The organism is Metallosphaera yellowstonensis MK1 (genome assembly GCF_000243315.1).
In the GTDB taxonomy this organism is placed as follows: Archaea; Thermoproteota; Thermoprotei_A; order Sulfolobales; family Sulfolobaceae; genus Metallosphaera; species Metallosphaera yellowstonensis.
This window is the reverse complement of sequence record NZ_JH597770.1, coordinates 524,016-547,284: the sequence shown is the minus strand read 5'-3', so window position 1 is coordinate 547,284 and position 23,269 is coordinate 524,016. Positions and strand designations below refer to the sequence as shown.

Sequence of the window (23,269 nt, the reverse complement as noted above, 5' to 3'; positions counted from 1 at the left end):
AAATATGATGGGAATTTCGCCCAGAGAGATAGATTATCTCAGTGCGATAAAGAGACTCAACGACGGGGGGAAGCCTGCTAGGTTGAGTGCACTCGCGAAGGAAATTGAGGTGAGTCCAGCAAGTGCCTTTGAAGAACTAAGGCATCTAGAGAGGAAGGGCCTTATTAGGAAACAGGACAACGATATATTCATAACGGAAGAGGGAAGAAAGAGCCTGATTAGGGCGAAAAGGGCCCACAGAGTCATAGAGTCCCTCCTAGTTAAGACCGGCTTAGACCCTTCTTCAGCCTGCAATTACTCCAAGAAGTTTGAGCTTGACGTTCCTGAAGAGATAATAGAAAAATTATATGAGTTCCTTGGGAGGCCGGAGAAGTGTCCACACGGTGAGGAGATTCCGTGATCAATGTCCCACCATCCTACGTCTATATCTTCGCCCTAATGATACTTGAAGGGATGTCACTTCCCATCCCTAGCGAGGTAGTGATGCCGTTAGTAGGCTATTACTCCACTAAGGGTCTCATAGATCCCCTGGTGGGGCTATTGGTAGGAACTGTGGGCAGTCTCATCGGTTCGATCATAGATTACATGGTAGCCTTGAAGCTTGGCGTCCCGTTCCTCAGGAAATACGGATGGGCATTCAAGCTTAACGATGAGAAGTTAGATGCGTTAAATAAGTGGTTCTCCAAATATGGGCTTCAGTCGGTATTTCTCTTTAGGTTTGTTCCCGTCTTCAGAGCCTTGATCTCCTTTCCAGCAGGACTTAGTAGGATGAACGTAAGTCTCTTCATTATTGCTACCTTCTTAGGTCATTTGATCTGGGACAGTGCACTTGTTTACATAGGAATAAGATTCGCTTCAACTTGGGAGACCTTAATAGCCTTAATTGATCAGTATCTGTACATAGTTGCAGTAGTAATTTCAATCGTTATAGTGGCCTACATTTTGATCAAAGGAAACTTTTTAAAGTTTTAACGAAACTTACTTTTATGATAGAGATTGTAATTACCCCAATGCAATACTTGCTAGCTGTAATATCCGGCCTTTTGGTTGGTTTCAGTCTAGGACTAATAGGTGGAGGGGGTTCTATCCTCGCTGTACCCCTCTTATTATACTTCGTGGGTCTAGCAGTAGTTCCGCCCCAATACGCTTCCAACCCAGAACTAGCCTATGAATACTCTAACTTCATCGATCATGTTGCAGTAGGTACTACGGCCTTGGCGGTGGGACTGAATGCTTACATCAATAGCTTCATTCATTTCAAGAAAGGTAACGTGAGACTAACTGAGGGAATAATATTTACGGTTCCAGGTATCCTCGGAGCTACGCTGGGAGGATACGTAAGTCACATAACGCCAGGTCAATCCCTTCTATTCTTCTTCGGAATATTAATGGTGGTTGTGGCACTACTCATGCTCAGACAGAAGTCCCTGGACGTAAAGACCACATCGGTATCTCAAGGAGGATTAGCGCACCTCTCTTTATTTAGGGTCATTCCTACCGGGTTAGCGGTGGGGTTTGCTTCTGGATACTTCGGTATAGGAGGAGGATTTCTGATAGTCCCAGGACTTTTGTTCAGCTCAGGGTTGTGTATGATTAAGGCAGTGGGCACATCATTAATAGCTGTGGGAACGTTTGGAATAACTACTGCTGCTGTCGATTCCATATATGGTTACGTATACCCTCTCATTAGTTTACTTTATCTCGCAGGTGGAGTTGTGGGTGGATATGCAGGGGTCTCAGTTGCCACGAGGTTACCTAGGGGAATCCTGAGAAAGGCATTTGCCTTCATTATAATCCTTGTAGCTGTTTATATCATGATCCTGAACTATAAGGGGCTTTTGCTCGTCATTCATTAGAACTCATTTCCCTATATTTTTCCTCTATTTCCATCTTGAACCTCTCTAAACATAGGTTCACCTGATTAAGGAGAACCTGCCAGTTTTCCAGCTGAATTGCTCCGTACACAGCCTCGACCTCACAACCGTACTTGCTACCCTTCCTTAGAAATTCCTTTAACTCCTCCATGACCCACCTGTACACCGTCTTTTCCTTTCTAGAATCTACGTGTAACCTGACCTTCTCAAGGGAGGTCCTAAGGAGTATCATGTCTTGTAGCTCCAGGAATTTCTTGGAGTCACTCATGGCTGTATCAGTTCCAAAGTACTTTGGAATGAGAATAAATAATTCTAGTTTTAAACTATACTCTTAGGAGAAAGGCCAGGTGATGACTTTGGGCTCAAAGGCATACCATGAGGTAAGTACTAAGGAATATGTGCTCTATTCACTTGCAGGTGCTGTGGGCTTCGTGATTCTGACGCTTCCCCTAGCAGGATTAGCTCCGTTGGACGAACCTAAAGTCTATGCGTATGGTAACGCATATTATAACTTAGGAATTCCAGTAGGGATCTCCTTTTCTGCATTCATAAACCTCATGATCTTCATAGTGGGGGTTCTCTTGTTTTGGGGAAGTGGCAGTCTAGCTAAGAACCTCGTTATAGACTCCTCTGCGTTATCTTTTGCTTCTCTTAATTATCTCAACTATTATCTCATTTGGTACGTTTGGCACCCACAGATGACTTTCCTGCCATTATTTGTTGAGACAAGATACAATGGAGTATCGGCTCTTCAACTAGACTTGGGACAAGTAGTTCTTATAATCCTGGTGTATAGACTAATAAAGAGAGCGAGAAGGCCCCGCCCCCAATCGGGACTGGACTCGGTTAACCCGGTAAATGAAAGTCCTCAGCCGGGCGGGGTACAAAAGTGATGATGCCGACATAACCTGAACGGTGAAGTCAGGGTCGATAATCTGAATGTGATTAGTGGTTAAAACCCAATAGAGCTAAAAGCCGTTGACAACAGTTTCAGATAAATCGTAAAATTTATATTATTTCATCATAAACTTTTATACAATGCTGAAACCTAAAGAAGTGTGCCAACGCTTAGGAATTTCATACGCAACACTCAGAGAATACGTAAAGAAAGGCTACATCAACCCGTGATATTACAGAGCGGAAAGTGGAGGTTCAGAGAAGAGGACGTAGAATTGATGGGAATTGTCAAGAGGAGGAAAGTGGCATTATACGCTAGGGTATCGAACACACAGGAAAAGACGATTTAGTAAACCAAGTGAAGTACCTAGAGGAGAACGTTAAAGACGACCAAGTGATAACAGACGTGGGATCTTCGTTGAACGTGAGGAAGAAGGGATTCACCAAGTTGTTAAGGATGATGCTGAATAACGAAGTATCAAAAGTAATCATAGCCTACCCAGACAGACCGGTGAGGTTCGGCTTCGAGATAGTAGAGGAAGTGTGCAAATCACACAACTGCGAGATAGTCGTTCTAAATAGGGAGACAAAACACCCGAGCAAGAGCTAATAGAAGAAATCTCTATATTGGTATTCAGCGGAAAACTCTACGGAATGAGAAGTCATAAATACGAAAAGGTGAGGGAGTGCGTCGAGGAAATTGAGGCTTAAATAGTTTCAGCCAGAGGAGGAGTACGTCTACCTAACTTACTCCCTGAAGAACGATAAGGGGGAGGAGAGCAGGGTACTGCTGGAGAACTACAGAGTCCTACTGCAGAGGGCTTTAGACTGGTTGTGGGAGAGGATCAAGGTTGAGAGGAGAGAGATCAGGAGGGGTAAGAAAGTCCTCACGAAGGTCAAGATAACCCTCCCCGAGAAGAAGGGGTTTACAGGACGTTGAGGGATGAACTGGAGGAGGTCAACGTCCTAGCTTCCCACTACGTGGATAAGGCAATAAGCGACGCTTACTCCGTGTTGAGGAGCTGGAAGAGGAGGGCTGAAAAGGGGAGAGCTTCACTGAGGAAACCTATAACTGAAGAGAGTTTACGTAAGGGTTAAGTCTACTCTGAGGAAGGTTGAGGGTGAGAGTGTGAGGATTACTGTAAGACCGTATGAGTACATTACCTTCTCATGATCCCACTCCTGGTTTTCACGGAGGGTCAAAGGGTTAGAACTGGGTGAGCCCGTGATAAAGGAGGACAAGGTTCACCTACCATTCCGTTACAAATTACCCTGGTTTACTCCCCTAGACTATCTAGCAATCGACAGTAACCTCTACACGCTGGACATTTACGACGGCGAGAAGTTCGTCACGTTTTTCATGAGGGAGTTGTACAGCCTTAAGTTTGGGATGGAGTTGAAGAGGGGTAGAATCAAGTCCTTCGCTTCAAAGCACGGTAGGAAGGGGAAAGTGTTGTCGAGGAAGTACTCCCACCGCGAAAGAAATCGCGTGCTGGATTACGTTCACAAGTTCGTGAATAAGTTGCTGGAGATGTATCCTGTGACGACTTTTGCTGTTGAAAAGTTGAATAAGCAAGAGATGTTTGAGGATGCTGATGACAAGCTGTCTAAGAAGATTTCTAGGACCGTTTGGAGGACTGTTCATCGCGTTCTAAAATATAAGGCTCCCATTTATGGTTCCTTCGTGAAGGAGGTGAACCCTCACCTCACATCCAAGTCCTGCCCCAGATGTGGACGGGTTTCCCGAAAGGTCGGCAGGACTTTCAGGTGTGAGAGGTGCGGGTTCACCCTAGATAGGCAATTGAACGCATCTCTCAACATATACCTCAAGGTGTGCGGGTTTCCCCACCTCTTTCTCACTCCCACTGGGAGTAGGTGGGTTGGGGTTACCCTGTTAAGGGGGCGGAGGGGTATGAATGGGGCAATGCCCCGTGACCCCGGTGAAGCCCAACGGCTGAGGATTGATATTAAATATTATGAAATCCTATGAAGCCCAAACCCCTTACGAATGATAAACTTAAACTTTTAAACAAATTAAGATATATCGTTAGGAGTTCTGATGGAAGTTCCAAAGCCTCCAATGGGGGACTCACGAGGCCACGACGGATACGACATCAAGTACGCCTATAAGGCGTTAGCTGTTCTTGCCCCACTCTCCATCGTAGTTATGTATACTGAAGGCATGTTAATACCCTCACTTGTGAAGATTGAGGAGGATTTTGGTGTTACGGCATCTCAGGTGAGTTGGGTTTTAACTGTTTACCTTTTGACCGGTGCAGTCATGAACCCAATAGCGGGAAAGCTAGGCGACATTTATGGGAAGAAGAGAGTTCTGGGAATCATCATCTGGATCTATGCCCTAGGAGTCACCTTAACTGGATTCTCTCCCAACTTCGATTTCCTAGTTTTCTCCAGGGCAATACAGGGACTGGGTCTGGCTATGTTCCCCTTAGCTTTCAGCCTGATAAGGGAGGAATTTCCTCCCAATATGGTACCAACTGCCCAAGGAATTGTCAGTGCTATGTTTGGGGCTGGAACTGCAATTTCTTTACCAATAGGAGCATACATCTCACAAAACTTCGGATGGCAGTACACCTATCATAGTGTGATACCATTCGTTGTACTCATGGCTATACTCACTTCCACCCAAGTTAGGGAGTCCAGGTATAGGAACCCTAACGTAAAGATAGACTACTTAGGTGCAATAGTCCTTGGGACGTCGTTGGCCTTAATGATCATAGGTTTCAGTGAAGCTCCCTCTTGGGGATGGTCGTCTCCTGAGACCTTGGCCTTCCTCATTGGGGCAGGAGCTACTTTCTCTTTCTTCATATACCTCGAGGCAAGGAGTCCTTTCCCCTTGATAGCAGTTAAGCTACTTAAGAGGAGAAATGTCTTAGTTGCAAATCTGGCTGCTATAATAGCAGGGTTTGCCATATTCATGGGGTCTCAGACCCTGACTTATCTCTTAGAGGAACCAAACCCTATAGGGTACTCTATGGATATACAGGCTACTGGAATAGCGTTACTTCCAACTGCGCTCGTACAACTAGTTACTGGTCCAATTGCGGGCAAGATGATAACCAGGAGTGGGGCTAAGAACGTTATGTTGCTTGGCTCTCTAATCCTTGTTCCCATATACCTGGCTTTATCGTTCCTAACTCTCGGGGGCTCATCTGAGGCAATCTCAACTGTGATACTCTTTGGAAGCCTCGCCATGTTGGGTGCAACTCTATTAAACGTCAGCCTAATCAACATCCTCACTTTCTCGGTAGAGAGACAAGTCATGGGGACGGCGACATCCATAAACACGGTGTTCAGGCTCATCGGAGGAACCATCGGTCCTTCTGTCGCTGGAGCTATAATGGGGACTTACCAGGCAAGCATAGTGGAGTACATTCCCTTAGGTGGAAACTCGATTTACTATCCAATCATGCTTCCCTCTGACCATGCCTTCTCGCTCATATACCTAGTTGCTACTGCCCTTGCAGTGACGATGACCGTGGTATCTTCCTTCGCAAAGGACATAAATGTGAGGAGTCCCAGTTTACAGAAGAATGAAATCGTGGGAGGACATTGAGAGGGAGATACTAAATTGTACTAAGTGTAAATTGAGCTCAACCAGAACTCATGCTGTTCCTGGAGAGGGCAATAGAGAAAGTAAGATAGTGTTTGTCGGAGAGGCTCCAGGAGCCAGAGAGGATGAGTTGGGAAGGCCATTCGTCGGAGCAGCCGGGAACCTACTAACAAAGCTTATCGATAAATACTTGAATTTAAAGAGAGAGCAAGTATATATTACAAATCTAGTTAAATGTAGACCTCCAAACAACAGGGATCCTGAGGAGGACGAAATTCGGGCATGTTCTCCTTATCTGCTCATTCAGTTGGAGATGATCAGGCCTAAGGTAGTGGTTACTCTGGGGAGGCATTCCACTGCGTTCTTCCTTACACTCGCGGGAAACGAGAAAGCTAGTATATCCAAGGTGAGGGGAAGGCCATTCAAGCTAAAGACTGGTTTCGGAGAACTATTGATATATCCTACATATCATCCCGCTGCTGCGCTCTATAACCCATCACTCATGAGAGAGTTGGAGTCCGACTTCTCGAAACTTAAGGAACTCCTTGGAGGATCGATAGCCTCAAAAGCCATCACCCTTGATAACTTCTTTGATGGGAATGAGTCTAGGTCTTGAAAACAAGAGAGTAATAGTCACGGCGTCCAGTAGGGGGATAGGTTACGCTACTGCCAAAAGGTTCCTTGAGGAAGGAGCCTCAGTTGTCATTTCATCCGAGAATCCCTCTTCGCTCAAGAGAGCGCACGAGTCGCTATCGGGGTTTGGCAGAGTATATAGTGTCCAGGCAGATCTCACTAAGCCTGAGGAAGTAAAGGCTTTGATCGAAAGGGGACGGTCTCTTCTAGGTGGTCTCGACGTATTAGCCTACGTCACTGGAAGTCCTAAGCCTGGAAACTTTCTAGAACTCTCCGATGAGGATTGGTATAAGGCTTACAATCTCCTGCTCATGAGTGCTGTTGTCGCTGTTAGGGAGGCCTCTAAACACATGGAAAGTGGAGGAAGAATAATACTGACCACATCCGTAACTCTGAAGCAACCCATAGATAACCTTGACCTCTCTAATGTGGTCAGACTATCCCTTGCAGGTCTGATAAAGTCTGCATCTAGAATGTTGGGCAAGAAGGGAATCCTCGTGAACGGAATAATGCAGGGTTGGACTCTGACGGAGAGGGTGACGCAATTAGCCAAGGATAGGGCTAAAAGGGAGGGCAAAAGCGAGGAACAGGTCATCTCAGAGATAGTAAGCGATGTACCCTTAGGTAGGATCGCAAAGCCCGAAGAAATAGCCAATGTGGTCATCTTCCTTGCCTCTAATCTGGCTACCTATGTTAACGGTGCAATAATCCCGGTTGACGGCGGATGGATAAGGGCAGCTCTTTAAAGTTGTTTGGCTGATAATACTCCCTTTTTTCTCTATCTTAGAACAAGACGGAAATTAAGGGCCTAACTGTTATATGAATTCTGATAAGTAATACACTTCAAGTGATACTATTGAGACTGACCGAGTTCTACACCAGTAACTTCAGGAGTCTGGAGATGGTCAGCCTTAGGGAGCTTGGAGGCTTTAACGTAGTAGTTGGCTTCAATGGTTACGGAAAGACCAACTTGCTATCAGCGATATACCTCTTTGTCAAGAACTTGACGGCAGGTTTGGAGAAGAGATCTGTAGAGGATAGGAATCAAGAATATCTCCTTATGTGGAATGGTTACGATACTTCGAGAACCATTATCCTCGGTGGGAGGATTCAGTTCGTGGAACAGGAGGTCGAGAAGGTTCTTGGAAAGTCTCAGACTTTCTCCATTGAGGTGGTGAACAAGCTCAGGTACGTGAACGGCTACTTGGAGTGGGATCTTGACCTTCTTAGGGTAAACGGCTCGGTGCCTTCTAGAGACGAGATGGAACAGGCGAGGAAGCTCTTAGACTACGCCTCGGGACAGATTGAATATGTGCCCATATTTGATCAAAATTACTTTGATGATGTCCTTAAGAGGATCGTTGGGCTGAATAGGTCACCCATAAACTTACGTAAGTATTGGTACGACTTCGCTAACCTGGTCAGTAACACTATACCTGAGGTTAGGGGAATAGAGATTTGGGACTCCAAGAAACTGGTGCTCAACGTCTACAACCTTCCAATCTACATCGACCTTGCTGCCAGCGGTTTTCAGAGAATAATCCTCATCTTATTCGTGATTTGGTTGAGCGGAAACAAGGTACTCTTGGTTGAGGAACCGGAAGTAAACATGCATCCGATAATGCAATACAAGATAGCTAAACTCCTCAAGTCCTGGACTGACAGTAATATACTCCAGGTGTTTATGACCACTCACTCGCCCTTCATAGTTTCCTCGGAGGTGGATAACTACATCGTATTGAAGAGGGGTCAAACAGCGTCCAAGACCATAAGCTTTCAGCCAACTGACGAAATCAGAGCATCCCTATCCTTACTGGGTGTCAGCCTAGGAGATCTACTCTTCAACAAGACCATAATAGTAGCCAGTGAGATGGCTGAGCCCAAAGTAATCCTTAATTGGCTAAGGAAATTGAACGTTAGTCCAGAGCACAACGGTATCGTGATCTTCAACGTTAAGAGCGACTTGGAGCTCCAAACGTGGCTGAGGTTGAGGGACACACTTAAACTGGACATCTTGCTCCTGGGACTCTGCGACAAGGTGGACAATGAACTAAGAGACTTATGTCTTCCCCTGAGCAAAGAGGTAGAGTCTTTCTACAGCAAGAGCGGTATGCTGGAGGCCCTAAAGAGAATAGGTATATATCCCGACGATAAGGAGATGAGGGACCTATCTAGAGAAGATAATTTGAGATGGCTTGTGAATGTCCTAAAGAGAAGGGGAATAGACTACGGTAGTATGCGTGCCTCCATAGGCGAAATAATATCGAGAATCGATTCCATAGAAATACCGAAAGAGTTGGAGATCCTTGTGAATAAGATTAAAACGGCACAGGTAGCATAACTTTTATGGATCTAGTAGGTCTAGCCTTACTTCTCATCTTCGTGGGGTTTCTATTAGTGTTCTTTGACGTACTGATCACAGCATTTAGGGCAATCAGGAGATCTGGAGGAGAGAGTGAAGAAGGGAGAGAGGAAAAAGAAAGAACCGAGGCAGGGGGTGTCATATTTATAGGTCCTATCCCCATAATATTTGGGACGTCCAGGAGGATAGAAAAATGGATGATGATAGTTGCTTTAATTATCACATTAATTCTCGTCGTCTTGTTCCTATTGCCGCTGTTATATTAGTCCCCTGATCTTCATGGCTCTGACTACCCTCTCGACAGCTACTACCATGGCTGCGGTCCTAAGGTCTTGATCTCCCAGGCTATTATATTTGTTATAGACAGCGTTGAAGGCCATTTCCATCCTATTGAGTATGAGCTTCTTTGCCTCCTCTTCTCCTATTATTTCGCCCATCCTATTGTTAGCCCACTCAACGTAACTACCTACAACTCCTCCAGAGTTTGCCAAGATGTCAGGAACGACAGGAATATTACGCTCCTTGAGCATGCTATCTGCATCTGCAGTTAGAGGCCCGTTCGCCCCTTCAACAATTAATTTAGCCTTGACTTTCGGGGCATTATACTTGTGTATTACATTCTCGAGGGCAGCTGGCACTAGTATGTCACAGTCTGAGATCAACAACTCGTCGTTGCTCACCTTCTTCCCTTCGGGATAGTTTATTACAGATCCTGTGGCCTTCTTCACTTCTTCAAGCTTCTTAACGTCTAGCCCCTTAGGATCTATCACTCCCCCCTTGGAATCGCTGACGCCTATCACCTCAGCGCCATTCTCTACAAAGAATTTGGCGGCATAGCTACCAAGGTTTCCGAATCCCTGTATGATCACTCTCCTCCCCTCTATTCCTCCTAGGAACTTATCTGCAGCTAACTTCGCTGTATGGGTAACTCCAAGACCAGTACTGTACTCCCTCACGGCGAGGCCTCCCAACTCCACTGGTTTACCCGTGAACGTTGCTGGATCTATCTTTCCAGATATTTTGGTGTACTCATCTAGAAACCACGACATTATCTGGGAGTCCGTATTTACATCAGGAGCAGGGATGTCGATATTGCTACCTATGTACTTATAAATAGCGTCAATGAAGTTCCTAGACAATTGCTCGAGCTCCTCCCTACTTAGTGCCTTCGGATCAACCCTTATCCCTCCCTTACCTCCCCCATAGGGCAATTGGAGTAAGGAGTTCTTCCACGTCATTATCATGGAGAGAGCGATCACTTCGTCTTGAGTGACGTTAGGATGATATCTTACTCCACCCTTGTAAGGACCTAATGCACTATTGTGTTGAGACCTCCAGCCCGTGAAGGTCTTTATTACTCCTCCGTCGCCTCTAATTTGAACCTTTACCTGGATGACTCTCTCAGGTGTGGAGAGGGCGGCTAGCTGGTCCTCATGGAGACCTAGGATCTCGCCTATTTTATATAATTTTTTAGTCTGTTGTGTATATAAGTTCGAAGTTAAAACTTCTTCTACCGAGGTCATTAATAATTTCTTGGAACGATTTATTAAAAAATTTTTCTGATCCTACACTTTAATTGTTTAAGTGATTTCAAAGTCTCCTGTGTAGAATCACAAGAATTGCGACGATGATCAGGGTGGCCACTACAGTATAGACGAAGGCGGAAGTAGGGTGTACAGGTTTATATGGAAGCGTATCGTTGGAGTAACCGGTTACGTCGGGGAAGTGTTGGTTAGGGTCTATATAGCCGTTGGGGATCAGGACAAGTTTAAAGGCGTAACCCCCAGGATAGCTCTGATTGTACTCTTCCTCCACCAGAAGGCCGTTAGCAACGTAAATATATGTGGTAGATGCCGTGATGTTACCTATCGTCTCCACGTGCTTGTAGACTGAGACTTGAACGGTACCATTACTTAAGTTCAGAAGCGTGTTACCCACGAGTGTGTAGGCCACCCCGTTCCATGTTGCGGAACTCCCGTTTACAATGACGAAATTGCTTGGAATTTGAGTCATGTTACCAACGTTCAAAACGAAGTTCACAAACATGTTGTGAAAGCTCGTGAAACCGCCTAAGGGAAATGCTTGGAATGGTTCCACTTGATATACTGCAGATGCTAGTAAACCTCCTGGAAACTCAGCGGGGTACACGTATTCCAGGTAACCTGAGGGCTGAAAAGTTCTGGAGAAACTAGAATACGTGAGGTTGGAGTAGAGGTATCCCTGGGTTTGGGTTACATTCAGTGTCTGTATATCCTGAGATAGGGAGAAGTTACGTAACGTTAGGACGTAGTTGAGGCTACCGTGAGTCTGATTCTCCTGATAAAGGACACCGTCTTCTAGGACTGTCAGGGACATCAACGATGGACTGAGTTCACGATAGATGAACGCCCTGTAGTAGTTACCCATCAACGTGACGTTAGTGGCATTCACGTAACTTAAAATCAGGTAAGAGTTTGGAGTAGATATTGCGTACGAAGTGGAGTTTGAGAGAAAACCAGGGTATATGTAGGGATAGAGCGGACTCAGGGGAGACAGGACGTAGCTTAGGTTGTATGCTCCTGACCTCACTGGAGTGAAGTTCTCCAACGGGGTGAAATTGGAGTTGACGTGGACCTGAATTAGCGTGCCCTTTAGGAGTTGTGCCTGGTACATTATCAGGGCTTCCTCCACTAGCTTAGTGACAGTGTGGTTACCTGAGGTAGATTGATTGTAGACCTTTAGTGAATATTCTAAGGACAAAGGTACCTGATATGGTAGGGCCTGATTTCCGGTGGGATAGAATACTAGAGAACCAACAACAGGTGAGACAAGACCCACAACCATGACTATGAGAATCGTGACGGGAATCAGCGTATGACGTGACATCAGTATAGAAGACTGAGTTGATTTAATAACTTTTATCCTTACTGCCTCATGTGAGCAGGCCACTGGTCGCAGTTGGAGGAGTGGTGTTCAGAGGAGAAAAGGTCCTCCTGGTCAGGAGAAAACATCCGCCCAACCAGGATAGGTGGGCCATACCTGGTGGGAAGGTGGAATTTGGGGAGACGCTCAGGGACGCATTGAGGAGGGAAATGAAAGAGGAGACTAACCTAGATGTTGAACCTAGGGTATTGATGGCTGTAGTGGAGGTGTTAGCTGAGGGTTATCACTACGTTATTTTGGACTTTCTCTGTGAGGAGATCGGAGGATCGCTCACGCCTTCCTCAGATGCCAAGGAGGCCAAGTTCCTCAGCACTGAGGAGTGGAGGAGTCTGGATCTCTCCCCAACAACTAGAGAGATGCTGGAGAGATTCTTTAGAGGGGAGAAAATACCTCTCTTCCTCACTGAAATCTCCAAGTAGATTTTTCCTTCCCGTCTAAGACTTTAACCCCGCCCTGGGCTAATATTTGTCTAATCTGATCCGAAAGATCATACATTTGGTTTTTCCTCAGGTAGTTCCTGATCTCAACCACCGCATCTATGACTCTCGTCAGTCTCTCCAGCTCTACAGCGAACTCCTCGTCCATAACTCCGAACACCTCATTGAATTGCCTAAAAGCGTCCAATGCTATCGACGCACCCAACGCGTCCTCTGAGTATTGTAGCTTAGAAAATACCAGAGTGGCCACTTCGTGTATGGCAGAAAGTGCCGAAGCAGTATCAAAATCGTTATTTAGGGCTGTTCTAAATTGGGAAACCCTCTGAACCAACTCCGCCTGTACTTGGATATCCTCGTCCCTGGAGAAGTGCTTAGGGCCCTCCTGAATTATCTTCCTGAGGATAGACAAGGCATCTCTCAATCTGTCTAAGGCCCTCGAACTTTGCTCCATCGCCTCTTCGCTGTACTCCACGGTCGACCTATACTGAGAGGACAGGAACCAGTATCTTAACGCTGAGGGCCCATATTTGCTCACCGCCTCCTTTAGTGGAACTATGTTACCTTTGGACTTGGACATCTTCTCCTTCCTGATGTTAAGGAAGGCCACATGCATCCAGTATTTAACCCACCTGTTTCCTGTGAGTGCCTCGGTCTGGGCCCTCTCGTTCTCATGGTGAGGAAATACTAAGTCCATTCCTCCCCCGTGAATATCTATGTTTAGACCCAGATACCTGGTAGACATTGTGGAACACTCGATGTGCCAACCTGGCCTGCCCTTCCCCCAAGGGGACTCCCAGAATGGCTCTCCAGGCTTGTATGCCTTCCATAAAGCGAAGTCATAGGGATGTCTCTTCTCCTTAAGGAACTCCTCACCTTGATTCCACTCCTCCCTCTTAATGTTTGAGAGTTCCCCGTATTGAGGGAACGTATCCACGTCAAAATAGACGCTCCCGTTGGAGACATAAGCGTGCCCCTTGTCAATGAGTTTTTGTATGAAATCTATGATGTGAGAGATATGGGTGGTCACCTTAGGGTGGAGGTCTATCTTGACCTTTAACCTTTCCATCATTTCGAGGTAACTTTTAGCGTATTTATCCGCTACCTCCTCCCATGAGGTTCCGGTTTCCTGAGCCTTCTTTATTATCTTGTCGTCGATATCGGTTATGTTCTGAACCCTTATCACATTGAATCCACTCAACCGGAGATACCTACTGATAGCGTCAAATGCGACGAAGGTCCTTCCGTGACCTATGTGGACCTCATCTTGGACTGTGGGACCACAGACATACATCTTCACTAGATTGGGATCGTAGGGGCTAAACTCTTCCACTCTCCTTCCGAACGTGTTGTACACGGTTATCAAAGCGGTTACCTCTGAGTTATTTCGGCGTATTCCTAGATCATAGATTCACACTCTTAAAAATTATGAATGGAACGCACGGCAGGCATTCCAGGGTTATAGGAGGGATGACTAATCGAGATGAGGTTATTTAAGGCCTTTAAAATACTAAGAGAAGAAAACTGATACTCCGAGACTCCGCAAGTGTTTACCCGTGGCGTAACTTATCTTCTTTAATCACTTCTAATTCCGCCACGGGCACCCCTGCTGAGGGATCATACACAGTCACCCTTAAGTCATTGGGGCTAGTCGAGGGAAACATCACTACCCTCCCATCCACCTTTCTTGCCAAGTTAAGAGGAGCAACTGAATCCCTCTCCAATAGTCCTTGATTACTCTCCAAATACCTAGCATTTACCTTCAGTACTCTAATTCCCCCACCCTCGTGAGCAGTGCCCGTCATCAGGTAGGGGTTAAAAACCTTGGTAATCATCTCCTTGATTTGCTTCCCCTTCCTCAACTTCTTACCGTCAAAGGGATTGATCGACGAGGTATAAGCCTCAGAAAACTCCTCAACGTCAACTGGCTGAGTTTTCAACATTTCCGAGAATTTCACAACACTCCACTGATGAATCCTATGCCTAAGCCTAGAATCTTTGTTACCCTCCATCCTATCCTTAGCCTTGAAGGAAAACTTACCGACAATAACCTTAGCCTTCAATTCATTAGCCAGCTCGAATATCCTCTTAACAGTCTTCCTCAGAATATCAAGCTTCCTCTCCCTTTCCCTCAGTCTCCTCAACTTCTTCTTTATTAACTCGCCTTTCGTTGAATACCCCTTAGTAATCTCCTCCCTCCTTAAAGAGTAGTTAAGGACTATCCTCCCTAACCCAGTCTCATAACGCCTCAACTCCTTGAGTTTGAAACCCTCAAAAACTGCTAAGGTGACGTTATTCTCGTTAACGTCCATTGAGATATAATTACCCTCCTCGGTCTCTACCTCAACCTCCTTCTCAAATCCTAACCAAACTAGGGCTTTCCTACCCACTAACCTTAACTTTAACTCTTGCGAAACCCTCCAGCCATCGTACAAATAGTGGGTAAATTGCTTAGTTATTCTGAGTGGAATCTCAACCCAACCCTTGTGAGTTAAAACGCTGACAGAAACTTTGTTAAACCTCCAGTTAATCGTGTTGGGTATTGTGATCACGACTCTCTTGTACTCCGGTTTATCCTTCCTAGTTAGCCCTTTCTTCCTCCTTTCTCTGAAGCTCTTAACAATCCTACTTGCAACAATGTAAGCACCTTCAATAACCCTAGAAGGTAGGAAAAGGTACTTCTCCTTATAGTGATTGTAAAACCTCTCGTGTAACTTCTTCCTAGTAGTTGGCAAGCTCTCTGAGAGTATAGTGTCATCCTAAGAGTTTCTTTAAACCTCTCCTATCTTCTTTCAATCCAGAGCCTATATCCTTGATTTCTATTACACTCGCCTTGCCAAAAGTTCTCTTAACCCATTCCTTCAACGCGTTTAATTGCCTCTCCAAGTCGTCTTTCTGTGTATTTGATGAAACTCTTGTATAAATTGCTACTTGTTTAACCCTTTCACTGCTTAGTAACCTCTCGACCTCACTGTAAGGAATTCTCCACCTACCGTTAACCTCAACACCCTTGATTTTCCCTTCCCTAATCCACTTAATAACACCACTCCTACTCATGCTGAATATCTCAGCGACCTCACTAGGAGTTAGATATCTTTCACAGTAATTAAAAGTAGCTAGAAGTATTTAAAAGTCATGCATAAGTGTTATAGTCTTTCCTTCTGCACGTAGTAATAGTCACTAGTCTCTGGGCTTCGCCAAGGTCACACGAGTTCCACTCAGCCCTTCCTCTAGCTAAAGTGTCTTTTTCCGTTCACTTCCAGATGTTTTGACCGTTAACGTGGAAATTTCACGACTTGACCGAAAACTCCTCGAGGAAACGTTTCGGAAGAAGGTTAATAATGCAGTAGTCAGGTACCCTTCATCACAATAGATATATTGAAAGATGGGGGTGACGAGTTAAGATTAGCACTTATGCTCTCGATACCCATCTCCTTTTGTTTACCCTTTAATCTCGTCAAAGCCTCTCCGAGGGTCAGGGATATAGTATCGAGAGTTTCCTCAGCTGTCTCTCCTATTCTACTAGTAACCAGAGTGCTCAGTACAGACGGTTGCATCAGATAAGAGTAGAGGAGGTTGGCCTTCTGTACCATGGTGAGGAACGCTACCAATGCATTGTCCCATCTCCCTTCCGTCATCTCCTTGTTGAAATGCGTCAAATGAAGTGACATCTTCTTGAGTTCCAACTTCACGAAATTCACTATCCCTTGTTCTGCCACACTCAAACCCACTGCAGTAGTTCCTTCAAGGCTCGAGATCAGCTCTTCTATCCTACCTTTTGAGGTCATGGTGTAAAATATCCATCAACACATAAAAGTCTTGAGGGAGAACTCACTTCATGGTCGAAAGACTCCTCGTTGTAGGTGGCGGAGCTGCTGGTATGTCTGCAGCCTCGAGAGCTAGGAAATTCAGGCCTGAAATGGAGATCACGGTTCTAGAAGAGACAAAGATGGTCAGTCACGCTCCCTGTGGTATACCCTATTATGTGGAGGGTCTCTTCCACGAGGAATCACTCTTCATGACATACACGCCGGAATTCTTTAGGAAAGAGAGAAAAATAGACGTGAGGATAGGTTCGAGGGTCACCGAGTTAGACCTGGACTCAAGAGTTGCGAGCACGTCTGGGGGAGAGAAGTACGAGTATGATTATCTAGTAATAGCCACGGGAGCTGTTCCCAAGGACTTCCATAGGATCGAGGGAAGTAGGGAGAGGGTCTTCTTTGTTCATCATCCGGCACACGCGAAGGAACTTCGGGAAAGGTTGTGGTCTTTAAATAAGATAGCAGTGATCGGGGGAGGTATCTTAGGCGTGGAAATGGCTGAAGCTTTGACAGAAGTAGGTAAGAAAGTGACGCTAATTCATAGAGGAAATTATGTACTTAACAAGTTGCTTGACGAAGACCTCGGCAAGGTAGTCACGGATGTTATGTCCCGGAAGGTGGATCTGAGACTCTCTGAGGAGATAGAGGAAATAAGGGACGGGAGACTGGTCAAAACGAACTGGGGAAAATATGAGGTTGACGGTGTGATATTAGCTCTCGGAGTGAGACCTAACGTGGAATTAGTCGAAGGTAGGATCAAGCTGGGCGAGACTGGTGCTATCTATACGAACGAGTTCATGGAGACCAACAGGAAAAACGTGTTCGCCGCTGGAGACGTTGCGGAGACTACGCATATAGTCTCCGGCACAAGAGTCTGGATGCCCTTTGCACCAGTAGCAAACAAGATGGGATTTGTGGCCGGAAGTAATATCGGGGGAGTGAGAACAGCATTCCCAGGAACTACGGGAAACATGATCACAAAGTTTGAGGAGTGGTTCGTGGGAAAGGTCGGTCTGAGCGAGAGAGAAGCCAAAACCGTTGGCCTCAAGACTATAGGCAAAACCATAAAGGCAAAGACTAGGGCTAGATATTATCCTGGAGGGAAGGACATTTACGTTAGGCTAGTCGCAGAGGTTGACACTAACAGGCTCCTGGGAGCCCAAATCGTTGGAGGAGAGGAAGTCTTAGGAAGACTTGACGCAGTAAGCGTGGCATTGCAGAAGCGAGTTACCGTGGAAGAACTCTTCTTCGCTGAAATGGGGTATTTGCCGGCTATATCGCAGGTGTGGGATCCCCTGACTGTGGCAGCACGACAATTGCTGAAGGACTAGTAATACGGCATATTTAAATATTTCTATAATTAATAATTATCCTAAAATGAGTGCTAGGGGAGGGTTAAGCGAATTACTTAGCGGTCTGGTGGCAAAATATATCGCCTTCCAGTTCGATAGTTTACCCCTAGATGGGCAGCCGACGATCCTGGAAGAGTCTAAATTACTAAACAACTTGGACGAGGCCCTAGGCGAACTTGATCCGCAGGTACAAGATCCCGGAGAAATTCTTGCCATGGACGGGAGTAGCAGAAGTTTCCTCTCTTCGAGAGGCTTAGTTTCAGTAAGCTCTGTGGCATTAGTCTCTAACATCAAGGGAGTCATAGGTTTGTTTCCCTCCTTTGAACAGTCTAGAACGTTAGACCTTTCAGATCCCTTCATAGCCGTAGTCGGTGGCTTCAGATCCAGTTCGAGAATAGAGGACTTCTTAGGCTCTCCCTTCGTGGCTAACTACTCTACAGATGGAACCACTCTCTCTCCAGAGGTCATAAGGACATTGGAGTCAGAGCTCCGCTTTGGTCTTGAGACGTCCTTCATGTCTAGAGTAAAAGGAGACAGACTGGTCCTAGTGGACGGACCACTCTTCCCTAACTTGTTGTTCCTCCCCAAGTCTCACAGGGAGAAACTCATAGATGCAAGAAAAAGAGCAGTTAGGAAGAACTTTGTTGGAATTGTGAAAAGGCTGAATGCCTCCAAGATTCTAGTCAGCGCTTTAGGAGATCCTGAAGTGATCAGGGATTTTAGATCAAAATTTGGCGTAAATCCCTTGGTCTTCTCCTCAGACGAAGGACTTCTAACTTACTTGGCTATGAAAAATTTGAAGCCTCCATTTCGTGTCATGAAGATAGGCCCAATCCAGAGGACGCTTTACGACACGAAGGTTTACTCAGGTTATCTCATCATTCCATTTCATCCGTACGTTAAGAAATTCTCCATCCTGAGGATAGAGAGCCTCCAGGAAGGTGATTTGTGGGAGAAGGTAGGTACACTCCCCATAACTGGAGACGGTATACCTAAAGTTCTGGCCATGTCAGACAAAGCTGCCAAAGAGATGTCAAACGCTATATATTCCCTCCTCATAAGTAGCTTGACGTTAAACGGTATCCAAGAGAGCTTCTACAGCAGGCTAGAAGGTGCTCCCAGTTGACCACTGACGAACTATATCAGGGTATGAGGGACAGGATAGGTCGAGCTAGAACCCTAGCCGTGAGCTTGGGTAAGTTGGTCGGAAGAGTGTCTAAGTACGTTCCCAACAAGATCGATGAGGAAAACTTGTACGTATACGTTGTAATAGATCCGGAGACCTATTACTCAGCGGACTATCTAGGAAAGATGGGCATACTTTTGGGATCCGTCGACATAAGGACTTTACAGTTGGTCTTACTCAGGGTGGTAGGCTACGAGAGGAGCGACGTTTCCTCTTCCCTTTTCAATACGAACGACCTGCTCCCCAAATTGGTGGAGGACGAGGATCCTGGAACCCTGATAAGTAACGTTATATTGAAATGCGAGATGCTCACTAGGCTTGATCCACTCTCTAAGGAAGAGGCTGTGCCTGCAGACATAGTCATAGAGCCTCAATCTCCTGTGATAATTCCTGCCTCCGAGATAATTGAAAGGGCCCTGGGAATCAATAGGGGAGCATTAAAATTGGGCTACCTGGATTACGCGAATTCTGAGGCCAAAGTCGGAATAGGACCAGAGGAGTTGAATTTTCACTCCTTGGTCGTGGGAACCACAGGAGCCGGGAAGACCTCTTTCATTAAGAACCTCATATCATCGATTCTGCTCCTCTTGAAGGAGGATCAGGTAATGGTACTTGATGCGACAGGCGATTATTATCATTCCTTCCTTCCACCAGACTTAACCTCTGAACACGTCAGGAACAGTATGAAGGAGTTCTCCAAGCTCTCTGCACCAATCGAGTCCCTGGAAATGGATGTGATCTTTCCAATAACTCGGCGATGGTTATGGAAAAATCTCAGGAAAAATGGATCAGAGGAGGAACTGTCCAGAGTTTACTATAGACTTTACCTTCAACCGCTAGTCAACTATCTGGAGAACAAGGGGATGAAACTGAACGTTAGCTTCGAAAACCTCAAAATAAGCGTAGAGACAGAGGGTTGGAGGTCCTCCCTGAACCTTCATCCTTTCTTCTTCAGCTTTAAGGAGGTAAAGAGGATCCTCCACAGGCTCAACCCTTATTTCAGTGAGCAGGCGTCTCATTTCTTAAAGATTCTAACCAGAGAGTTCAATGACAGTAATACACTCGATGAGCTGATACACGCCCTTGACGAATCCACATTCGAGAAGCTACAGATACATAAGAGCACGAGGGAGAACATCCTGAGGGGATTATATCTGTTAAGAGAGACAGGACTCTTTGACCTCAGGGCTCCCAGGAGTCCCTTCTCAACGACGTTGAAATCGGGCAGGTTCTTAGTTGTCGACCTCTACAATCAAGAGCCAGACGATTTCTCCCAAAAGATTTTGGCCTACTACTTCCTAGATAGAACCTTTCAGATCAGGGAGACTATGATGAAGAAGGGAGAAGTCAAGAACAGACTTCTAATCGTGATAGATGAGGCCCACAGGTTCTTCCCCTCTAACCATGGGTGGGAGGAAGATAGCAATTACGTGAGGAGAGTAGCGAGCAAGATCTCCACTATGATGAGACTAGGGAGAAGGAGGAAGATAGGCTTTCTGTTTTCCACACACAACCCTTCAGATCTGAGCGACATAGTAGTACAGTTGGCCAACACCAAGCTAGTCTTTAGGACGTCAGCGGAGATAGGGGAGAGCTTGGGCCTCACCAAAAGCGAGGCAAAACTATTAAGCTGGGAGAAGAACGGTGTAGCTTATATGATTTCACCGTGGCTGAGACAGGGAAAACTCAAGCTCAGGATACCTATACCTCCACCCATTGGGCACTACGATCTATCCAGAACCTAGGTGATCCGGTTGGGCGAGGAACTATTACGCCTGAAGGAGACGACTTCCATCCTACGGAGCCAGGGATCTAAGGAGAATACAATAGCCTTTCTTATGGCTATCTCGCAGCTCTTACCTCCGTCTGACGACTTAGCTCTCTCCTTGGGAAAGAAGGGGACACATGAGTACGTGGTGGATAGAAGGGGTGTGGCTGTCATAACCACGTCTCAAGACGAATACTTGCCCTTCTTCTCCGCCATGGAGAAGAGGATAAACTATGAGTCCATACCTCCCGACATCCTAATAAAGGTTGCAAGAGAACCAAAGGAATTACTTGTACAATTGGCTAAAATATTGAAGGATTTCTCCAAGACACATCCTAAATATTCTAACCTAGCCTCAGAGGTAGAGGTCCTTGCTAAGGGTTAGGGACACGGTTACTACGACAATCAATATGGTTCATTACCAACAGACTAACTTCATGGGTAGACTTCATGGAGGGGATATGCTGAAGTTCCTGGCTGATTCAGGGATGCTGGCCTCTATGAGGGTAGCTAAAGGATTTACGGTTTTGGCCTCATTAGATCAGGTCCTCTTCAAGAAGGGAGGTAGACTAGGGGACATAATAGAAGTTGAGGCTAAGGTGCTATACGTCGGTAAAAGTTCCATGGAAGTGGAGATGTCTGCAAGGAGGGGAGAGGAGATTATAGTTACAGCTACTGGAACCTACGTAAAGGTTGATCAGGAGTTTAGACCAGTTGAGATAGATGAAAAGGTGATCCCAGAGACGAGGGAGGAACAAGTCAAGGTAGAGGAGGCTATGAAGAGGAGAGAGGCTAGGCTGGAAAAACTTGCCAACAGGAACTCCATGAGAGAATGCTCTGCTGATCCCACTAACTTCCTGAGATATAGAATTTCCAATAGTCTGTTCGTGGGACCTGGTATGACCTATGATGGAAGAGTAGCTTCAGCGGGGATGCTCCTCAAGGCTATGGATGATCTTGGGGGAACATTAGCTCTGAGATTCAACGGGATTGAAAATTACTCTCCAGACTCGGACGGTGTCGTTACAGTGGCTGTATCCGACATCTTTTTCTACTCTCCCATAAGGTTAGGCGACGTAGTAGAAATGAACGCTGGATTGACTTACGTAGGGAAAACCTCTGCAGACATACTGATCAATGTAAACAGGTTGGACCCGAAGAGTGGTGGCTGCTCACATGTTACCACTGCCTTCTTCACTTACGTGAGGATAGATCCACAAGGCAACAAAAAAGAGATGCCTGAATATGTTCCAGCGACGGAACAGGAGAGGGAGTTGTGGTTAAATTCACTGAGGAGGAGACAACGACCTCTTTGATACGGCAGTGAGGAACCTATGAAGAGTGAGTATTGAGAGGGAGATGGAATAAAAGGCCATAAGATAATCCGAGGCCAACTCGTTTCCCATGAAGCTCACTGCAGCACTCCCTAGAATGTTGGCAACGTCCTCCACGGAATTAAAGAGGCCTATAATGGATGCCCTATTTTTCTTGAGCCCTCTAAATATCAATGAGAAGAACGAGAGACTGTACGCTGGATAAAGTGAACCGAAAGAAACGAATAAAGGAAGAGTGAACGCTCCTAAATTCAGTCCTGCCTCAAGGGCGACCGAAGTTAACAATAGTATCAATGCCCTCAAATACGTTACAGTGAAGATCGTCATCTCGTGCCTTCTCTTGACTCTCGTAGACGATAAGTAATACACGAGCTCGTCTGCTCCGTAAAGTATTGTGTACCCTGCGTAAATTAGAAACCTTGAGTTCCCGAATCTATAATTGAGCGGAACAAAGGCTGTAAAGAATATTTCTGCACCGAAGTTAAACGCTGCGAAGGAGAGCAGGGCCAGCCTCAGCTCGCCTATGGCCCTAATTCGCTCCTTAACATCGATGTTCTCTTTGCCCTTAAGATCTTTAACCGCGACCAATGAGATCAGTAGTCCAGCCGTAGAGCATATAAGTGGAAACTTTACGTCTCCCAGGAGACCAGCTGCTAGACTTCCAGTGGCGTTACCTGCTAGATTAAGTTGAGAGAGCCTAGAGTTTATTCTAGGCACTTCCTCAAAATCATAATTCTCTAACAGAATTACAGAATAGAGGGGAGAGCTCAGGGATGATGAGAATCCAACGAGTCCGTAACCTATTAAACCCTCCTGTAAGTTTCCTTCGAGGAGCAGCACTGATAAGGAAAGCATTGTCGGAATGGCTATGACGAACTCTGTCCTCCTATGCGTCCTGTCAATTATATCCCCCCATAGGTAGGATCCGAGACCATTTGTGGCATTATAAACAGTGGTAGCCAACCCCAAAAGGAACACCGATTTGGTGGACGAATATAATTCCACAGGGAACCATATCCCGAGGAAGGATACAGAAGCCGTTATGAAGGGCAAGGCTAAGAAACGTCTCATCAATCAGTGGCTCTATATCTGAAACTCCTTTAAACCAACCA

Annotated in this window: 21 protein-coding genes and 4 pseudogenes; 17 read left to right on the top strand and 8 right to left on the bottom strand. The window is 45.9% G+C overall.

From position 1 onward, the window contains the following. The first annotated feature begins 7 nt into the window (after positions 1-7). The 3 genes from METMK1DRAFT_RS13780 to METMK1DRAFT_RS13770 are packed head-to-tail and all read left to right on the top strand — an operon-like array spanning position 8 to position 1,856. A complete protein-coding gene (locus METMK1DRAFT_RS13780; protein WP_009075259.1) occupies positions 8-400 on the top strand; it encodes a metal-dependent transcriptional regulator in 393 nt (130 codons plus the stop codon). Continuing rightward, positions 397-972, top strand: a complete 576-nt coding sequence (locus METMK1DRAFT_RS13775) for a DedA family protein (protein WP_009075257.1) — start codon at positions 397-399, stop codon at positions 970-972. The genes METMK1DRAFT_RS13780 and METMK1DRAFT_RS13775 overlap by 4 nt, the downstream gene beginning before the upstream one ends. 14 nt (positions 973-986) lie before the next feature. Next, positions 987-1,856, top strand: coding sequence for a sulfite exporter TauE/SafE family protein (locus METMK1DRAFT_RS13770; protein WP_009075255.1), 870 nt, complete (start codon positions 987-989; stop codon positions 1,854-1,856). Here the strand turns inward: METMK1DRAFT_RS13770 and METMK1DRAFT_RS13765 are convergent. Next, positions 1,846-2,142, bottom strand: a complete 297-nt coding sequence (locus tag METMK1DRAFT_RS13765; protein WP_009075253.1) for a hypothetical protein — start codon at positions 2,140-2,142, stop codon at positions 1,846-1,848. The two genes, METMK1DRAFT_RS13770 and METMK1DRAFT_RS13765, sit on opposite strands and share 11 nt — an antisense overlap. 82 nt (positions 2,143-2,224) lie before the next feature. Here METMK1DRAFT_RS13765 and METMK1DRAFT_RS13760 point away from each other — a divergent pair, with 82 nt between their 5' ends. The 8 genes and pseudogenes from METMK1DRAFT_RS13760 to METMK1DRAFT_RS13725 all read left to right on the top strand — a co-directional run bounded on the left by METMK1DRAFT_RS13760 (position 2,225) and on the right by METMK1DRAFT_RS13725 (position 9,606). Next, positions 2,225-2,767 carry a hypothetical protein gene (locus tag METMK1DRAFT_RS13760; protein WP_009075250.1) on the top strand — a complete coding sequence of 181 codons (543 nt, stop codon included), beginning with the start codon at positions 2,225-2,227 and terminating at the stop codon, positions 2,765-2,767. A gap of 145 nt (positions 2,768-2,912) precedes the next feature. After that, a pseudogene (locus METMK1DRAFT_RS13755) lies at positions 2,913-3,482 on the top strand (IS607 family transposase). A 43-nt stretch (positions 3,483-3,525) separates the two neighbouring features. Beyond that, positions 3,526-4,761 (top strand): annotated as a pseudogene (locus METMK1DRAFT_RS13750) (RNA-guided endonuclease InsQ/TnpB family protein). A gap of 69 nt (positions 4,762-4,830) precedes the next feature. Further along, on the top strand, positions 4,831-6,348 hold the full coding sequence (locus tag METMK1DRAFT_RS13745; RefSeq protein WP_009075240.1) for an MFS transporter: 1,518 nt from the start codon (positions 4,831-4,833) through the stop codon (positions 6,346-6,348). Next, positions 6,326-6,961 (top strand): type-4 uracil-DNA glycosylase, encoded by a 636-nt coding sequence (gene udg / locus METMK1DRAFT_RS13740; protein WP_009075238.1) that lies wholly within the window; start codon positions 6,326-6,328, stop codon positions 6,959-6,961. The genes METMK1DRAFT_RS13745 and udg overlap by 23 nt, the downstream gene beginning before the upstream one ends. After that, the gene (locus METMK1DRAFT_RS13735; protein ID WP_009075236.1) at positions 6,945-7,724 is read left to right on the top strand and encodes an SDR family oxidoreductase; all 780 of its coding nucleotides are present in this window, start codon (positions 6,945-6,947) and stop codon (positions 7,722-7,724) included. The genes udg and METMK1DRAFT_RS13735 overlap by 17 nt, the downstream gene beginning before the upstream one ends. A 110-nt stretch (positions 7,725-7,834) precedes the next feature. Beyond that, positions 7,835-9,319, top strand: a complete 1,485-nt coding sequence (locus METMK1DRAFT_RS13730; RefSeq protein ID WP_009075234.1) for an ATP-dependent nuclease — start codon at positions 7,835-7,837, stop codon at positions 9,317-9,319. Between the two features lie 5 nt (positions 9,320-9,324). Further along, entirely contained in the window at positions 9,325-9,606 is a 282-nt protein-coding gene (locus METMK1DRAFT_RS13725; RefSeq protein ID WP_009075232.1) for a TIGR00304 family membrane protein, read from the top strand. On the opposite strand, the gene METMK1DRAFT_RS13720 is transcribed toward METMK1DRAFT_RS13725, so the two are convergent. Both METMK1DRAFT_RS13720 and METMK1DRAFT_RS13715 read right to left on the bottom strand, forming a co-directional pair. After that, the gene (locus METMK1DRAFT_RS13720) at positions 9,598-10,863 is read right to left on the bottom strand and encodes a Glu/Leu/Phe/Val family dehydrogenase (protein ID WP_009075228.1); all 1,266 of its coding nucleotides are present in this window, start codon (positions 10,861-10,863) and stop codon (positions 9,598-9,600) included. The genes METMK1DRAFT_RS13725 and METMK1DRAFT_RS13720 overlap by 9 nt on opposite strands. A 67-nt stretch (positions 10,864-10,930) precedes the next feature. Continuing rightward, positions 10,931-12,205 (bottom strand): hypothetical protein, encoded by a 1,275-nt coding sequence (locus tag METMK1DRAFT_RS13715; protein ID WP_009075226.1) that lies wholly within the window; start codon positions 12,203-12,205, stop codon positions 10,931-10,933. 50 nt (positions 12,206-12,255) lie between these two features. On the opposite strand from METMK1DRAFT_RS13715, the gene METMK1DRAFT_RS13710 reads away from it, so the two are divergent. Further along, on the top strand, positions 12,256-12,681 hold the full coding sequence (locus tag METMK1DRAFT_RS13710; protein WP_009075224.1) for an NUDIX hydrolase: 426 nt from the start codon (positions 12,256-12,258) through the stop codon (positions 12,679-12,681). Here the strand turns inward: METMK1DRAFT_RS13710 and cysS are convergent. From cysS to METMK1DRAFT_RS13690, 4 genes and pseudogenes are all read right to left on the bottom strand, one after another. Then, a complete protein-coding gene (cysS, locus tag METMK1DRAFT_RS13705) occupies positions 12,662-14,062 on the bottom strand; it encodes a cysteine--tRNA ligase (protein WP_009075221.1) in 1,401 nt (466 codons plus the stop codon). The two genes, METMK1DRAFT_RS13710 and cysS, sit on opposite strands and share 20 nt — an antisense overlap. Before the next feature lie 184 nt (positions 14,063-14,246). Next, positions 14,247-15,446 (bottom strand): annotated as a pseudogene (locus METMK1DRAFT_RS13700) (IS200/IS605 family accessory protein TnpB-related protein); the annotation flags it as partial. Positions 15,447-15,456: 10 nt separating this feature from the next. Further along, positions 15,457-15,822, bottom strand: a pseudogene (locus METMK1DRAFT_RS13695) (helix-turn-helix domain-containing protein); the annotation flags it as partial. A 224-nt stretch (positions 15,823-16,046) separates the two neighbouring features. Further along, a complete protein-coding gene (locus METMK1DRAFT_RS13690) occupies positions 16,047-16,484 on the bottom strand; it encodes a hypothetical protein (protein ID WP_009075215.1) in 438 nt (145 codons plus the stop codon). A 50-nt stretch (positions 16,485-16,534) separates the two neighbouring features. On the opposite strand from METMK1DRAFT_RS13690, the gene METMK1DRAFT_RS13685 reads away from it, so the two are divergent. Genes METMK1DRAFT_RS13685 through METMK1DRAFT_RS13665 form a run of 5 tightly spaced genes read left to right on the top strand, consistent with a single transcriptional unit; the run spans position 16,535 to position 22,139 of the window. Next, positions 16,535-17,848 (top strand): FAD-dependent oxidoreductase, encoded by a 1,314-nt coding sequence (locus tag METMK1DRAFT_RS13685; protein ID WP_009075212.1) that lies wholly within the window; start codon positions 16,535-16,537, stop codon positions 17,846-17,848. Between the two features lie 46 nt (positions 17,849-17,894). Continuing rightward, positions 17,895-18,995, top strand: a complete 1,101-nt coding sequence (locus METMK1DRAFT_RS13680) for a DNA double-strand break repair nuclease NurA (RefSeq protein WP_009075210.1) — start codon at positions 17,895-17,897, stop codon at positions 18,993-18,995. Further along, on the top strand, positions 18,992-20,800 hold the full coding sequence (locus tag METMK1DRAFT_RS13675) for an ATP-binding protein (RefSeq protein WP_009075208.1): 1,809 nt from the start codon (positions 18,992-18,994) through the stop codon (positions 20,798-20,800). Before METMK1DRAFT_RS13680 ends, METMK1DRAFT_RS13675 begins: the two co-directional genes overlap by 4 nt. A 9-nt stretch (positions 20,801-20,809) precedes the next feature. Next, entirely contained in the window at positions 20,810-21,208 is a 399-nt protein-coding gene (locus tag METMK1DRAFT_RS13670) for a hypothetical protein (RefSeq protein WP_009075206.1), read from the top strand. 25 nt (positions 21,209-21,233) lie between these two features. Then, positions 21,234-22,139: an acyl-CoA thioesterase gene (locus tag METMK1DRAFT_RS13665; protein ID WP_048088132.1), complete on the top strand. Its 906-nt coding sequence runs from the start codon at positions 21,234-21,236 to the stop codon at positions 22,137-22,139. Here METMK1DRAFT_RS13665 and METMK1DRAFT_RS13660 read toward each other — a convergent pair. Then, entirely contained in the window at positions 22,110-23,228 is a 1,119-nt protein-coding gene (locus tag METMK1DRAFT_RS13660; RefSeq protein WP_009075202.1) for an MFS transporter, read from the bottom strand. The two genes, METMK1DRAFT_RS13665 and METMK1DRAFT_RS13660, sit on opposite strands and share 30 nt — an antisense overlap. Positions 23,229-23,269 lie beyond the last annotated feature (41 nt).